Source organism: Micromonospora sp. NPDC048986 (assembly GCF_040649335.1).
Lineage (GTDB): Bacteria > Actinomycetota > Actinomycetes > Mycobacteriales > Micromonosporaceae > Micromonospora > Micromonospora alfalfae.
In genome coordinates, this window is record NZ_JBEZFJ010000003.1 from 26,899 (window position 1) to 40,373 (window position 13,475).

A 13,475-nucleotide genomic window follows, 5' to 3' on the forward strand; every position below is an offset into this window, starting at 1 on the left:
GTGACGAGGTGGTCACATCGGGGATCGACCCGGGCCCACCCTGGAACCAGCGGACCGGGCACGAGGGTGCGTTCGCCGGGGGTCGGACTCCAATCCGGACGTACACCGGGGTCCATCCCGCAGCGACGGGCCGCGACCCGCCGGTATCGCCCCGAGCCGACTCCGGGTCATCCCCGAAGGGAACCCCGGGGTCGTGGCTGACAGTGCGGACAGCTGTACGAGGAGCGGTTCATGAACGCCTCGCGGCGGATCGGCGCGCCACACCGCCGGCACGGCTCGCCCTCGCGGCCGTAGGCGTTGAGCGCCCGGTCGAAGTAGCCACTCTCGCCGTTGACGTTCACGTAGAGGGCGTCGAAGCTGGTGCCGCCCTCGCTGATCGCCTCGGCCAGCACGTCACGGACGTGGCTGAGCAGGCGCTGCGCGGCCGGGCCGGTCAACGCGTCGGTGGGTCGGCCGCCATGCAGCTTGGCCCGCCAGAGCGCCTCGTCGGCGTAGATGTTGCCCACTCCGGAGATCAGGGTCTGGTCGAGCAGCGCCCGCTTCACCTCGGTGTGCCGGCGGCGCAGCGCCGCGACGAACGCCTCGTCGGAGAACTCCGGGTCCATCGGATCGCGGGCGATGTGCGCGATCTCGTCGGGCAACTCGGCGCCGCCCTCGCTCACCGAGAGGCCGCCGAACGTGCGCTGGTCGACGAAGCGCAGCTCCGGGCCGTCGTCGCTGAACCGGAACCGGACCCGAAGGTGGGTCTCGTCAGTCGTTCCGGGTGGCTGGAGCAGCAGCTGACCCGACATGCCAAGGTGCCCGACGATCGCGTCACCGCTGTCCAGCGGCAGCCACAGGTACTTGCCACGACGGCGGGCGTCCAGCACCGTCCGACCGGCGAGCACGTCGGCGAAGTGCACGTCGCCGGGCGCGTGCCGGCGGACCGCACGCGGATGACGAACCTCGACCGAGGAGATCCGACGGCCGACGACCCACTGGGCCACCCCCTGCCGGACCGTCTCCACCTCGGGCAGCTCAGGCACGCGGCCCGCCCGTCTCGTGACCGTCGGCGCCCCCGGCCGGCAGCGCCTGCGCCAGGTGGTCGGTCTGCTCGGCCTCAGCCGCCCGCTCGGCGCGCTCCAGCGGCCCGAACGCCTCGTCCCGATCGGCTGAGTCGTCCCGACCAATGGTCTGGTCCTGGCGATCGTCGCCGGCCCGACCATCCTGGCCGTCGTCGCCGTTCTGACCGTTCTGCTCGGCGAGCGTCCGCCAGGCGGCCTCGGCGGCCCGCTGCTCGGCCTCCTTCTTGCTGCGCCCCTCGGCGCCGCCGTACCGGATGCCAGCCACCACCACCCAGGCGGTGAACGTCTTGAGGTGATCCGGGCCGGTGCCCTCGATCCGGTACTCCGGGACACCGAGACCGAGCGCCGCCGTCAGCTCCTGGAGGCTGGTCTTCCAGTCCAGTGCGGCCCCGCGACCGGCCGACTCGGCCATCAGCGGGTCGAAGAGCCGGTGGATGACGATCCCCGTGGTGTCCAGGCCGTACTGGAGGTAGATCGCGCCGAGCAGCGCCTCCAGCGTGTCGGCGAGGATGCTCGCCTTGTCCCGGCCGCCGGTCGTCTCCTCACCCTTGCCGAGCAGCAGGTACGCGCCGAGCCCGTCCGGGCCCAGACCGCGGGCCACGTCGGCGAGCGCCCGCATGTTGACCACGCTGGCCCGCAGCTTGGCCAACTGCCCCTCGGGCAGATCCGGGTGGTTGTGGAACAGCGCCGTGGTGATCACCACGCCGAGCACCGAGTCGCCGAGGAACTCCAGCCGCTCGTTGGTCGGCAGCCCGCCGTTCTCGTACGCGTACGACCGGTGGGTCAACGCGCGCTGGAGCAGCTCGGGTTCCAGGCTAACTCCGAAGGCGGTTTCCAGGTGACCGACGGACGCCCGCCGCCGCTTGTCGTTGCTCATGTGCGTACCTCGGTGTCGGTGGAGCGGTCGGTGCGACCCGTCGCGGCGTCGCGGTCGAGCAACGCGGAGACGAGATCGGTGGCGCGCCGCCGCCACAGGTGGGCGGCGAGAGCTATGCCGGAGGCGACGTCGTCGGCGCGGGCGGACCCGTGACAGACGACCACCGTCCCCGCGACGCCCAGCAGGGCCGCCGCGCGGGGCGCGCCGCCCTGGGCAGGTGGGCCGCCGGCCATCGCGTACGCGCCCTCAATGGCCTTGAGCAGCACGTTACCGGTGAAGCCGTCGGTGACGACCACATCGGCGCGCGCGCCGAGGGCCACGTCGTACCCCTCGACCAGGCCGACGTAGCGCGCCCCGCCGGGCAGCGGTTCGACGGCGAGCAGGGGGTCGGTGGCGCGGCGGACCCGGTCGCCCTTGCCGGCCTCGGTGCCGACCGAGAGCAGCCCGACCCGGGGCGCGGCGATCGAGTGGGCCACCGCCGCGTACGCGGCGCCGAGCACCGCGTGGCGGGCGAGGGTGGCCGGGCGGGGTTCCAGGGAGCCGCCGACGTCGAGCAACACGACAGGCCCCGCCACGGCGGGCAGGGTGGCAGCCAGCGCGGGTTGACGGATCTCCGGCGAACGGCCGAGGCCGAGTACGGCAGCGGTGACTGTGGCACCGGTGGCGCCGGCGGAGACCAGGGCGTCGGCGGTCCCGTCCCGGACGGCGGTGACCGCGGCGCGGACGGTGCTCTCGGAGCGGGCGGCGCTGGGATGGTCGGCCATGCCGACGACATCGCGAACGGGCCGCACCGTGATCCGGGCGCGTTGCGCCGGATCGAGGGCAGCAATCAACTCGTCGGCGACCTCGGTCGGACCGACGAGAAGCAGATGCAGGTCAGGGTCGGCGCGCATGGCCCGCAGAGCGCCGTCAACCACGACGGCGGGAGCGTCGTCCCCGCCGAGGAGGTCAACGGCGATCCGCGCGACGCCCGGCTCCACCGGAACGCCGGCCGGACTGGGCCGGCCGGCGTCGGAGGGAGCCGGAGCGCCGGGCGAATGCCAGGATGCGCGCGCCGCCCGACCTGGGGTCGGGGGCGTCACTCGGCGTCCAGGTCAGACCTCGAGAACCTGGCGGCCGTTGTAGGTGCCGCAGACGGAGCAGGCGGCGTGCGGCAGCTTCGGGGACTTGCACTGCGGGCACGCAACGGTCGCGACCACCGTCGCCTTCCAGTTCGCCCGGCGGGACCGGGTGTTGCTGCGCGACATCTTGCGCTTCGGGACGGCCACGGTTCTTACTCCTCTGTAACGGTCAGTTGCGACAGGCCCGCCCAACGCGGGTCGATCTGCTGGTGACTGTGGTCGGCCGGCAGATCGTCCCAGTGCGCCCCGCATTCGGGGCACAGTCCTGGGCAGTCCTCCCGGCAGAGCGGGTTGGTCGGTAGCGTGAGCACCAACGCGTCCCGCAGCGCCGGCTCCAGGTCGATCAGATCGCCCTGCATCCGGCCCACCTCGTCCTCGTCGGTCGTGGCGTCCGTGGTGCTGTCCTCGTACGCGTACAGCTCCTGGATCGTCACGCCCATCGAGTCGTTGATCTCGCGCAGGCAACGGCCGCACTCGCCCCGGACGGGACCGGTGATGGTCCCGGAGACGAGCACGCCCTCGGACACCGACTGCAACCTCAGATCGAGGTCGAGGTCAGCACCCTCCGGCACGCCGATCAACTCCACACCGAGGTCCGCCGGTGCCGGCACGACCCGCCGGACCTCACGCAACGCGCCAGGGCGACGCGGGAGGTCCCTCGTGTCGAGGACCAACGGCGACCTGGGGTTGAGTGTCGATGGCGAGTGCTTGGGCATAGTTAGACTCCGGCCGGTGAGAGGCCGACAAAAAAGGTTACCTGGACGACCGCCGGACCGTCGAACCGGGGGCGACGCCCGCCTGAGAAGTCGGCTGGTGAGGTGCCGCTCAGAAGGGTAGCGGGCGTTCCGCCTCATCCCCAGCGAAGGTGCCGATCTCCCGCAGCGCGTGCATCTTGTCCCGGCCGCGCTCTATCGAGGCCAGCGCCCGGGTGAGGAACTGCTCGAAGTTCGCCAGCGCGGTGTCGACGTAGTCGTCGACCTCCTCACGCAGGCGCTGCGCCTCGGCGCGGGCCTCGCCGATGATCCGGGCGCCCTCGTGCTCGGCCGACACGGTGATCTCGTTCACCGAGACCAGGCGGGCGTGTTCTGCCTCACCCTCACTGATGATCCGGTCCGCCTCACGCTTGCCGGCGTCCATGATCTTGTCACGCTCCTCCAGGAGGGCGGCGGCGCGACGCAGGTCGGCGGGGAGATCGGCACGCATCTCATCGAGGGCAGCGATCATCTCACCCCGGTCGACCATGCAGTTGTTGCGCGACATCGGGACGGAGCGGGCCTGCTCCAGGATGGCGATCAGTTCGTCGATGCGATCGAGCGGGTCCACCGGCTACCTCACTCCTGTCGTTCGTCGGCCGACCTCCATGATGCGGGCTACGGCCGTTCCCCGCGCCACCAATCATGTCGTGCCTGCCCCATCGCCGCCCCACTCACCCCAACCCGGCGAGTCGCGACATAGTCACCCGCGCTCCCCCCGCGCTCCCCCCGCGCTCCCCCGCGCCTCTCCCCGCGCCGATCTTGCACTTTCGGTCGCGCCAAACCAGGCCGAAAGGGGCGATCCGGGAACCACAAGTGCAAGATCGCGGGGTGGGGGCGCGGGGTGGGGCGCGGGGTGGGGGCGCGGGGTGGGGGCGCGGGGTGGGGGGAGGCGGGAGGCGGGGTCTGTCAGGGGCGGGGGCCCAGGCGGGCCTGGAGGGCTTCGCGGACCGGGTCGGGGACGTGGGCGGAGATGTCGCCACCCCACTTGGCCACGTCCTTGACCAGGCTGGACGAGAGGAACGAGTAGAGCGGGTTGGTCGGCATGAAGAGCGTCTCGACGCCGGCCAGACCGATGTTCATCTGGGCCATCTGCAACTCGTAGTCGAAGTCGCTGACCGCCCGCAGGCCCTTGATCAGCACACTGGCCTGCTGTGCCCGGCAGAAGTCCACCAGCAGCCCTCGGAACGACTCGACCCGCACGTTGCCGTACGACGAGGTCACCTCGCGGAGCATCTCGATGCGCTCCTCGACGGTGAACAGGCCACTCTTCGACTGATTCACCAGCACACCGACGATCACCTCATCGAAGAGCCGACTGGCCCGCCCGATGATGTCGAGGTGTCCGTTGGTGACCGGGTCGAACGAACCGGGGCACACCGCACGTCTCATGATCGGCGACCGTACCAAAGGGTGGTCTCGCCGTAACGGCGACTGCGTTCGGCGGTGATCCCCTCCACCCAGTCGAACTCCCTGGTGCGCCGGGACCGCTCCACCACCACCAACGCGTCGGGTGCCAGCCAGCCGCCGTCGACCAGCGCCGCCAACAGCGCGGTGATCTCCTCGTCCGGCACCGCGTACGGCGGGTCGGCGAAGACCACGTCGTACGGCTCGCCGTCCGGGCCGGCGGCCAACACCGTCGCCACCTTGCCGGTGACCAGACGGGCCGCCGGACCAGCACGGAGGACCGCGACGTTCTCCCGGATCACCCGGGCCGCCCGCGGGTCGGACTCGACCAGCAACACGTGCCGGGCGCCTCTGGAGAGCGCCTCCAGGCCGACCGCGCCGGAGCCGGCGTACAGGTCGGCGAAGCGGGCGCCATCGAGATCGACAGCGGCCTGGACGGCACTGAACAGCGCCTCCCGAACCCGGTCCGAGGTCGGTCGGGTGCCGGCGCCGGGCGGCGCGGCGATCCGCCGGCCACCGAGCGTCCCGGCCACGATCCGGGTCACCGTTTCCTCCTGCTCATGCCCGCGACGCTACGCGATGCGGCGCGGACCCGGTCAGCACGACGCGGATCGCGGAGCCGGCCAGCGCGGCGCACCTGAGCAGCCATGTCGGCGTGACATCCACCGTGGAGCCGTGGCGGGTGAACCGTCCCCAGTGACCGGACCGACACCTTCGGTTCATCAAAGATCACGAATCGACTACATTGCCGGATGGCAATGATCTGAACTCCCCTCATTAACCACCCATCAGTACAGTCTCCCCCTGTCCCCGCTTTCGACGCGGGGACACCACCGCGTCGCGCGACGCCCCGGTGAGCAGGTGACTCCCCGGTCACGATGTCTCCCGGCCTCCCGCCACGCGATCCGTACCCCCCTCACCAGGAGCAGGCGTGAACCCTCCCAAGTCTCCGTTCCGGCGCGTCGCGGCCATCGCCGCAGGCGCGTTGATCGGCCTCGCCGGCGTCGTGACGTTCGCCGCACCCGCCAGCGCCCACCACAGCGAGATCCAGGTCAAGGCCGACTGTGACACCGCCACCGGCGAGTGGGTGGCCACCTGGACCGTCAAGAGCTACGCCCCGGGCAACGTCAAGAACTACAAGTTCAGCGAGGTCTCGGCGAAGACCTACGTCGGCGACACCGCCAGCGACGCCACCATCGACGGCATCGCCGTCACCGAGGGCGAGGTCTACCCGCACGCCGTCAGCGACGCGGTGGTCGCCACCCAGCGCCTGGACGCGAAGACCACCAAGGCCACCCTGTCGGTGCGGGCCATGTGGGACAACGAGTTCGAGGACGACAAGCTGCGCTCGCAGTCGATCGAGTTCAGCGAGTCCTGCGCCAAGGAGCAGCCCCCGGTTCCGGCCACCCCCAAGCCGACCGCCAACGTGGCCGCCGACTGTGACGGCGACGTCGTCGTCAAGCTCGGCAACGCTGAGGACGCCACCGCTGCGGCGAAGTTCACCATCGCCGGTGCCGGCGACTTCACCAAGAACGTCACCGTTGCGGCCGGCGAGAGCAAGTCGGTGAAGGTGCCCGCCAAGAACGCCACCGGCATCAAGGTGGTCGCCGACGGGCAGGACAAGCCGCTCTTCGAGGGCACGCCCGCCGCCGCCGAGAACTGCGTCGAGCCCGGCGAGCCGGCCGGCAGCTACAAGTCGACCTGCACCGAGCTGATCTTCGACATCGCCAACCCGGCCGACGGTAAGACGATCACCATCACCTTCACCCCGAACAAGGGCAAGGCCCAGACGCTGACCGTCGAGCCGGGCAAGAGCGGCACCGTCACCTTCCCGGCTGAGGAGGGTCTGACCGTGACCCCGGCCGCCGAGGGCCTCGACGACGCCAGCCCGATCGCCTGGGAGAAGCCGGCCGACTGCACCCCGGGTCAGGGTGGCGGCGACAAGGACGAGCCGGCCCTGCCGCTGACCGGTGCTGCCACCGGCGGCATCATCGCCGGCGCGGCGGTCCTGCTGGCCGCCGGTGTGGCGCTGTTCATGGTGGCGCGTCGTCGTCGGGTTCGCTTCACCGCCTGAGACAACACGCTCTGACACCTGAGGGCGCGTCGACCACCCGGTCGGCGCGCCCTCAGCCACGTACTGGCCTGCGTGATGGACTCGACGTCACGGAAACCGGGGTATCCGCGTCGGCGGGACGCCCCAGGTTCACGAAAGCCGAGTGGATCAACGGCGAGACGGCCGACGGCCGGGCGTTCGGTCAGCCCTTTTCCAGGTACTCCGCGCGGTCCTCGTCCACCAGTGCGGCCACCGAGGCGGCCAGTGCCGGGCTTCGGGCCAGCTCCGGGTCGTCCTCGATCAGGGTGATCGCCTCGGCGCGGGCGTCGCGGATCAGGTCGGCGTCGCGTCGCAGGGACAGCAACCGCAGGTGCGAGCGGCGCCCGGACTGGGTGGCACCCAGCACGTCGCCCTCGCGGCGTTGCTCCAGATCCAGTTCGGCGAGCTTGAAACCGTCGCCCGTGGACGCCACCGCGTCCAACCGTTCCCGCGCCGACGAACCCTCGGCCGCCTCGCTGACCAACAGGCAGAGCCCGGCGGCGGCACCCCGACCGACCCGACCCCGCAACTGGTGCAGCTGGGAGACGCCGAACCGGTCGGCGTCCAGCACGATCATCACTGTGGCGTTCGGTACGTCCACGCCAACCTCGACCACTGTCGTCGCCACCAGCACGTCCAGGTCACCGGCCGCGAAGGAACGCATCACCGCGTCCTTCTCGTCGGCCGGCAGGCGACCGTGCAGCACCCCGATCCGCAGGCCGTGCAGCGGGCCCTCGGCCAGCAGCGGGGCCACCTCGGTCACCGCCAGCGGTGGCCGACGGCCGTTGTCGTCCTCTGGTGGCGGCTCCTCGTCGCTGGTCGGCCCGTCACCGATTCGCGGGCACACCACGTACGCCTGGTGGCCGGCCGCCACCTCCTCGCGCAGCCGACGCCAGGCCCGATCCAGGTAGGCGGGCTTCTCGGCGGCCGGCACCACGTGCGAGGCGATCGGCGACCGCCCCCGGGGCAGCTGGGAGAGCGTGGAGACCTCCAGGTCGCCGTAGACGGTCATCGCCACGGTGCGCGGGATCGGGGTGGCCGTCATCACCAGCACGTGCGGTGGCTGATCGGCCTTGGCGCGCAGGGCGTCGCGCTGCTCCACGCCGAAGCGGTGCTGCTCGTCGACCACCACCAGGCCGAGATCGGCGAAGTCGACCCCCTCGTAGAGCAGGGCATGGGTGCCGAGCACGATGCCGGCGGCACCGCTGGCCACCTCACCGAGCGCCCGCCGGCGGGCCGCCGCGCCCAGCGAGCCGGTGACCAGCTCGACCCGGGTGGCGTGCTCCACGGAGCCCAGCTCACCGGCCCGCCCGAGCGGGCCGAGCAGGTCGAGCATGCCGCGGTGGTGCTGGGCGGCCAGCACCTCGGTGGGCGCCAGCAGCGCGGCCTGCCCGCCCGCGTCGACCACCTGGAGCATCGCCCGCAGCGCCACCACCGTCTTGCCCGAGCCCACCTCGCCCTGCAGCAAACGGTGCATGGGATGCGGAGCGGCCAGGTCCGCCGCAATCTCCACACCCACCTCACGTTGACCGGCAGTCAGCTCGTACGGGAGTCGGGCGTCGAAGGCCTCCAACAGCCCGCCCGGGCGCGCCGGCCGGGGCCGGGCCGGCCAGTCGGCCGCCCGGTGCTTGCGCTGCACCAGGGTCACCTGGACGGCGAATGCCTCGTCCCACTTGAGGCGCCGCCGCGCCTGGTGCAGCGCCTCCTTGCTGGACGGCCGGTGGATCTCGGTCAGCGCGACGCCCAGCCCGACCAGCTTGCGGCTGGCCCGCACGGCGCTCGGCAGTGGATCGTCCGGCGGGGTGAACGTGTCCAGTACGACGCGCACGCAGCGCGCGATCACCCAGGTCGGCACGGCCGCCGCCGCCGGGTAGACGGGGATCAGCGCCCCGGCGAACTCCTCGATGTCGTCGCTGACCGCCGCCTCGCCGTCGCCACCATCGCCGAGCAGGACGTACTCCGGGCCGTTGAGCTGCCGTTTGCCCCGGAACTCGGTGACCTTGCCGGCGAACAGACCCCACCGGCCCGGGCGCAGCTCGCGCTCGCGCCACGCCTGGTTGCCGAAGAAGGTCAACGTCAGCACCCCGCCGGAGCCGTCGCCGACTGTCACCTCCAGCAGGTTGCCCCGCCGCTGGCGCATCGGGCGCACCGCGGTGCGCTGCACCTGGGCCAACACCGTGACCTGCTCACCGACGTCCAGTGAGCGGATGTCGGTGTGTTCGCCACGTTCGTCGTAGCGACGCGGGAAGTGGTAGACCAGGTCACCTGCGGTGTGCAGGTCGAGGTGCGAGGCCAGCGCCTTGGCTGTCTTGTCCCCGACCAGCTTCTTCAGCGGAGTGTCCACAGTGGCTGGTTCGCTCATTCGATCCCTACCAGGAGCGGATAAAACGGCTGGCCGCCCGGGTACGCGTGCACCTCGACGAACGGCCAGCGTCGCGCGACGTGCGCGCGGACGGCGTCGGTGAGCCCGGCCGGAGCGTCCACCCCGGCCAGCAGGGTGACCATCTCGCCACCACCACCGAGCATCCGGTCGACCACTGCGACGCAGGTGTCGGTGAGGTCGGCGCCGATCAGGTGCACCTCCCCCTCCACCAGCGCCAGCACGTCACCGGGACGGCACTGGCCGGCCACTGTCAGCGCCTCCCGGCTGGCATGGCAGACCTCGGCGTAACGGCAGGCGCCAGCCGCCTCGGCCATCGCGATGACGTCGTCCTCGAAACGACGGTCACCGTCACGGACCGCGAGGGCTGCGAGGGCCTGCACCGGCGAGCGGGTCGGCACCACGCTCACCTTGATGCCGTACCGATGGGCCTCCCGGGCGGCGGCGCTCGCCACCGCCTCGGTGTTGGCGTCGTTGGGCAGCACCACCACCCGGGCCGCGCCGGTGCTGCGGACGGCGTCCAGCAACTCGCCGGTGGACGGGTTGCCCGGCACGACTGTGGCGCCCTCCGCGGCGAACAGGTCGGCGATGCCGCCGCCGGTGGCCACCACCACCGCGGCCCGGCCGGCGACCACCGGGCCGGCGGGCGACTCGGACTGGTCGGCGAAACGGGTGACCGAGATGCGGTACGGGCGGCCGGCGGCGACACCGGCCTCCACCGCCGCGCCCACGTCGTTGACGTGCACGTGCACGTTCCAGGTGCCTTCCGGCTCACGCCCGTCGCCGACGATGACAAGCGAATCGCCCAGGGCGTCGAGCGCCCGCCGCAACCCGGCGACCGCCTCGGCTCGGGCGTCGAGCAGGAACTGCACCTCGTACGCGTATTCCTCCGACCCGGTCTCGCGGGCGACGGTGGCCGCCGGGCGGGCGGCGGAGCGCGGCGTCGGCGCGGGCCGGGCCGTGGGCTCCCCGGTCAGCACCTCGACCAGGGCGTCGAGCAGCACGCAGAGCCCTCGGCCACCGGCGTCCACCACACCCGCGCGGGCCAGCGCCGGTAGCTGTTCCGGGGTGCGGGCGAGCGCCTCGGCCGCCGCCCGGGCCGCGACGCCGGCCACCATCGGCAGGTCGTCGCTGTCCGCGCCCTCGGCTGCGGCGGCGGCCGCCGCGACAACGGTGAGCACTGTGCCCTCGACCGGCCGGGAGACAGCGGTGTACGCGGCGGCGGTGCCGGAGCGCAGCGCGGCGGCCAACTCCCGGCCACGCACCGCCGGCACCCCGGCGACCTGGTCGGCGAAACCACGCAGGATCTGCGAGAGGATCACCCCGGAATTGCCCCGCGCGCCGAGCAGCGCGCCCTGGGCCATCAGCCGCAGCGCGTGCCCGTGCGCCGTCGGCCCGCTGTCGGGGAGAGTGTCCAGATCCATGGCGAGGGCCTGCTGCGCCGAGGTGAGGGTGAGCACCAGGTTGGTGCCGGTGTCGCCGTCGGGCACCGGATAGACGTTGAGCTGGTCGATCTCGCCCTGGTGGCGCTTCAGTGCGGCCAGCCCGCTCGCGCACCAGCGGCGGACCGCGGCGGCGTCGAGGGTGTCCAGCACGGGCAGAAGCCTACTGGCGCGCACCGACACCCGTCGGACTCGTCCGGCGTGTCCGCGCCGGCCCGGGCCGGCGCTGGCCGCAGCCGGGACGAGCGCCTCCGGTACCCTTGCCGCCGGGCCGGCCCACCGCAGGGCGGACGGGCCCACGACCAGGCGTGAGCCGGGGCACGGGCGAACGCTGGACCAGGCCGGTTGGCCGGGTCGGCGAGTCATCGGGTAACCTGACCAGGTTGCCCGGGCAGCACCTGCCGGCGACCTCATGAACGTATCAATCCCAGGAGTATCCCGTGGCTAGCGTGTGCGACGTCTGTGGCAAGGGACCGGGCTTCGGCCACAACGTGTCCCACTCGCACCGGCGGACCAACCGCCGCTGGAACCCGAACATCCAGTCGGTGCGTACCCCGGCCGGTGGCGGCAACACCAAGAAGTTGAAGGTCTGCACCTCGTGCATCAAGGCCGGCAAGGTCACCCGCGCCTGACGCGGTAGCACCCACCTTTTCGTTCGGCTCAGCCGGCGGGCCCCGAGGGTCCGCCGGCTCTGTCGTGTCCCCGGGGCAGACGCCCCAGGCCAGGCCCGCCAGAGCCTGATCCAGCCGGTCCGGTCGGGCCGACCGTGACCCGGCACAGCGGCCGGGCCCGCCGAGGGCCCGGCCCGCAGGTCAGAGGGTGCGGCCGAAGGAGACGCAGCCCTCCGCGTCCTTGTAGAAACCGAAGTTGGGGATCCGCTCGTACCCGGCGGAGCCGTACATGGCGATCGCCTCGGGCTGCTTGTCGCCGCATTCCAGGACCACCCGCTTGCGGCTGTGCTCACGGGCGGAGCGCTCGACGGCCGCCAGCACCGCGCGGGCCACGCCCCGCCCCCGTGCCTTCGGCGTCGTGTACATCCGCTTCAGCTCCGCGGTGTCCGCCCCGTGGCTGCGCCAGCCACCGCAGCCGACCGGCTCGCCGGCCAGGTAGGCCACCAGGAACGCGCCATTGGGCGGCTCGAACTCGGCGGCGTCCACGGGGGTGTCGTCGCCGGTGCCGCCGTAACGGGCACCGAGGTCGGCCAGTGCGGCACGGATCAGGTGCTGCGCCACCGGTGCGTCGAACCGCACCACCCGGATCTCGATCTCACTCACGGTATCCAGAGTACGGCCGCCCGCTGGCCTCACCGGAAGTGGTCCCAGCCGGTCGGGCCGTCGTAGGCGACGCCGTCGACCGTCACGCCGGCACCGTCGGTGACCAGACCGATCGGCCGCCAGCCCGATGGCAGCACCACCGCCGGGGGGAAGGTCGCGGCCAGCGCGTGATCGTCGCCACCGGCGAGGATCCAGGTGTACGGGTCGACGCCGAGCGCCTGCGCCGCGTCGGCCATCTGCCGGGGCACCTCGAACCCGTCGCGGCGGACGTCGATCGCCACCCCGCTGGCCGCCGAGACGTGCCCGAGGTCGGCGAGGAGCCCATCCGACACGTCGATCATGGAGGTGGCGCCCAGCTGGGCGGCTTGCGGGCCGGCCTGGTAGGGAACCTGCGGCCGCCGGTACGCCTCGACCAACAGCCGAGGCGTCCGGAAGCCCCGGGTCAGCACGGTCAGCCCGGCCGCCGCGTACCCGGTGCGCCCGGCCAGCGCGAGCACGTCCCCCGGTCGGGCGCCCGAGCGAAGCACGGGCGGACGGCCCGCCAGGTCGCCCAGCGCGGTGACCGCGACGGTCAGGGTGGGACTGGCCGACATGTCCCCGCCGACGACGCTCGCGCCGACCGTCGCCGCTTCCGCGGAGAGCCCGTCGGCCAACTCCTCCGCCCAGGCGGTGTCCAGGTCCGCCGGCATGCAGAGAGCGACCAGCAGGGCGGTCGGCGTGGCACCCATCGCCGCGATGTCCGCCAGGTTGGCGGCTGCCGCCCGGTGCCCGACGTCGCGGGCCGAGGACCAGTCCCGTCGGAAGTGCCGCCCGTCGACCAGCACGTCGGTGGAGGCCGCCACCCGGCCGTCCGGCGCGGCCACCACCGCCGCGTCGTCGCCGGGGCCGAGCAGGGTCGTCGGCCCGTACGACAGCCGGGCGGTGATCTTCCCGATCAGCCCGAACTCCCCGATCCCGGACATCGCGCCACCACCGTGGGCGTTCCGCCCGTGCTGCCCGGCTCGGCCGTGCTCGCTCACCGCTGCTCCTTGACCACCGATAGGGATCAGACCTGGTCCGTAAGGTA

14 protein-coding genes are annotated in these 13,475 nt (G+C 72.5%); 2 read left to right on the forward strand and 12 right to left on the reverse strand.

The genetic code is table 11. From position 1 onward, the window contains the following. Nucleotides 1–167: 167 nt before the first annotated feature. The 8 genes from mutM to rsmD form a co-directional block, all read right to left on the reverse strand. Nucleotides 168–1,025: a bifunctional DNA-formamidopyrimidine glycosylase/DNA-(apurinic or apyrimidinic site) lyase gene (gene mutM, locus AB0B94_RS07940; protein ID WP_357269975.1), complete on the reverse strand. Its 858-nt coding sequence runs from the start codon at nucleotides 1,023–1,025 to the stop codon at nucleotides 168–170. Then, nucleotides 1,018–1,941, reverse strand: a complete 924-nt coding sequence (gene rnc / locus AB0B94_RS07945) for a ribonuclease III (RefSeq protein WP_357269978.1) — start codon at nucleotides 1,939–1,941, stop codon at nucleotides 1,018–1,020. The genes mutM and rnc overlap by 8 nt, the downstream gene beginning before the upstream one ends. Then, nucleotides 1,938–2,921 (reverse strand): phosphate acyltransferase PlsX, encoded by a 984-nt coding sequence (locus AB0B94_RS07950; protein WP_357269981.1) that lies wholly within the window; start codon nucleotides 2,919–2,921, stop codon nucleotides 1,938–1,940. Before AB0B94_RS07950 ends, rnc begins: the two co-directional genes overlap by 4 nt. Before the next feature lie 114 nt (nucleotides 2,922–3,035). Then, nucleotides 3,036–3,209, reverse strand: a complete 174-nt coding sequence (rpmF, locus tag AB0B94_RS07955; RefSeq protein ID WP_030335284.1) for a 50S ribosomal protein L32 — start codon at nucleotides 3,207–3,209, stop codon at nucleotides 3,036–3,038. Nucleotides 3,210–3,214: 5 nt separating this feature from the next. Then, nucleotides 3,215–3,778, reverse strand: coding sequence for a YceD family protein (locus AB0B94_RS07960; protein WP_091393061.1), 564 nt, complete (start codon nucleotides 3,776–3,778; stop codon nucleotides 3,215–3,217). A 109-nt stretch (nucleotides 3,779–3,887) separates the two neighbouring features. After that, entirely contained in the window at nucleotides 3,888–4,385 is a 498-nt protein-coding gene (locus tag AB0B94_RS07965; RefSeq protein ID WP_196921503.1) for a hypothetical protein, read from the reverse strand. Between the two features lie 338 nt (nucleotides 4,386–4,723). Next, a complete protein-coding gene (coaD, locus tag AB0B94_RS07970; RefSeq protein ID WP_091393067.1) occupies nucleotides 4,724–5,206 on the reverse strand; it encodes a pantetheine-phosphate adenylyltransferase in 483 nt (160 codons plus the stop codon). After that, the gene (gene rsmD, locus AB0B94_RS07975; RefSeq protein WP_238671074.1) at nucleotides 5,203–5,766 is read right to left on the reverse strand and encodes a 16S rRNA (guanine(966)-N(2))-methyltransferase RsmD; all 564 of its coding nucleotides are present in this window, start codon (nucleotides 5,764–5,766) and stop codon (nucleotides 5,203–5,205) included. Before rsmD ends, coaD begins: the two co-directional genes overlap by 4 nt. A gap of 386 nt (nucleotides 5,767–6,152) precedes the next feature. Between rsmD and AB0B94_RS07980 the strand changes: the two genes are divergently transcribed. Next, nucleotides 6,153–7,295 carry an LPXTG cell wall anchor domain-containing protein gene (locus AB0B94_RS07980; RefSeq protein WP_357269987.1) on the forward strand — a complete coding sequence of 381 codons (1,143 nt, stop codon included), beginning with the start codon at nucleotides 6,153–6,155 and terminating at the stop codon, nucleotides 7,293–7,295. A 181-nt stretch (nucleotides 7,296–7,476) separates the two neighbouring features. Here the strand turns inward: AB0B94_RS07980 and recG are convergent, their stop codons facing one another. Both recG and AB0B94_RS07990 read right to left on the reverse strand, forming a co-directional pair. Continuing rightward, complete coding sequence (gene recG, locus AB0B94_RS07985) at nucleotides 7,477–9,675, reverse strand: ATP-dependent DNA helicase RecG (protein ID WP_357269991.1); 2,199 nt, start codon at nucleotides 9,673–9,675, stop codon at nucleotides 7,477–7,479. Continuing rightward, nucleotides 9,672–11,288, reverse strand: a complete 1,617-nt coding sequence (locus AB0B94_RS07990) for a DAK2 domain-containing protein (protein ID WP_357269994.1) — start codon at nucleotides 11,286–11,288, stop codon at nucleotides 9,672–9,674. Before AB0B94_RS07990 ends, recG begins: the two co-directional genes overlap by 4 nt. A gap of 287 nt (nucleotides 11,289–11,575) precedes the next feature. Here AB0B94_RS07990 and rpmB point away from each other — a divergent pair, with 287 nt between their 5' ends. Next, nucleotides 11,576–11,767, forward strand: coding sequence for a 50S ribosomal protein L28 (rpmB, locus tag AB0B94_RS07995; protein ID WP_011905179.1), 192 nt, complete (start codon nucleotides 11,576–11,578; stop codon nucleotides 11,765–11,767). Between the two features lie 180 nt (nucleotides 11,768–11,947). Here rpmB and AB0B94_RS08000 read toward each other — a convergent pair whose 3' ends face one another. Both AB0B94_RS08000 and AB0B94_RS08005 read right to left on the reverse strand, forming a co-directional pair. Next, nucleotides 11,948–12,409, reverse strand: coding sequence for a GNAT family N-acetyltransferase (locus tag AB0B94_RS08000; protein ID WP_357269997.1), 462 nt, complete (start codon nucleotides 12,407–12,409; stop codon nucleotides 11,948–11,950). Between the two features lie 29 nt (nucleotides 12,410–12,438). Beyond that, nucleotides 12,439–13,371 (reverse strand): thiamine-phosphate kinase, encoded by a 933-nt coding sequence (locus tag AB0B94_RS08005; protein WP_357271000.1) that lies wholly within the window; start codon nucleotides 13,369–13,371, stop codon nucleotides 12,439–12,441. Nucleotides 13,372–13,475: the final 104 nt, after the last annotated feature.

Coding starts and splice junctions, on each gene's coding strand:
- rnc (WP_357269978.1), bottom strand. CDS start 1,941: ATGAGCAACGACAAGCGGCGGCGGGCGTCCGTCGGTCACCTGGAAACC.
- AB0B94_RS07960 (WP_091393061.1), bottom strand. CDS start 3,778: ATGCCCAAGCACTCGCCATCGACACTCAACCCCAGGTCGCCGTTGGTC.
- coaD (WP_091393067.1), bottom strand. CDS start 5,206: ATGAGACGTGCGGTGTGCCCCGGTTCGTTCGACCCGGTCACCAACGGA.
- recG (WP_357269991.1), bottom strand. CDS start 9,675: ATGAGCGAACCAGCCACTGTGGACACTCCGCTGAAGAAGCTGGTCGGG.
- AB0B94_RS08005 (WP_357271000.1), bottom strand. CDS start 13,371: ATGTCCGGGATCGGGGAGTTCGGGCTGATCGGGAAGATCACCGCCCGG.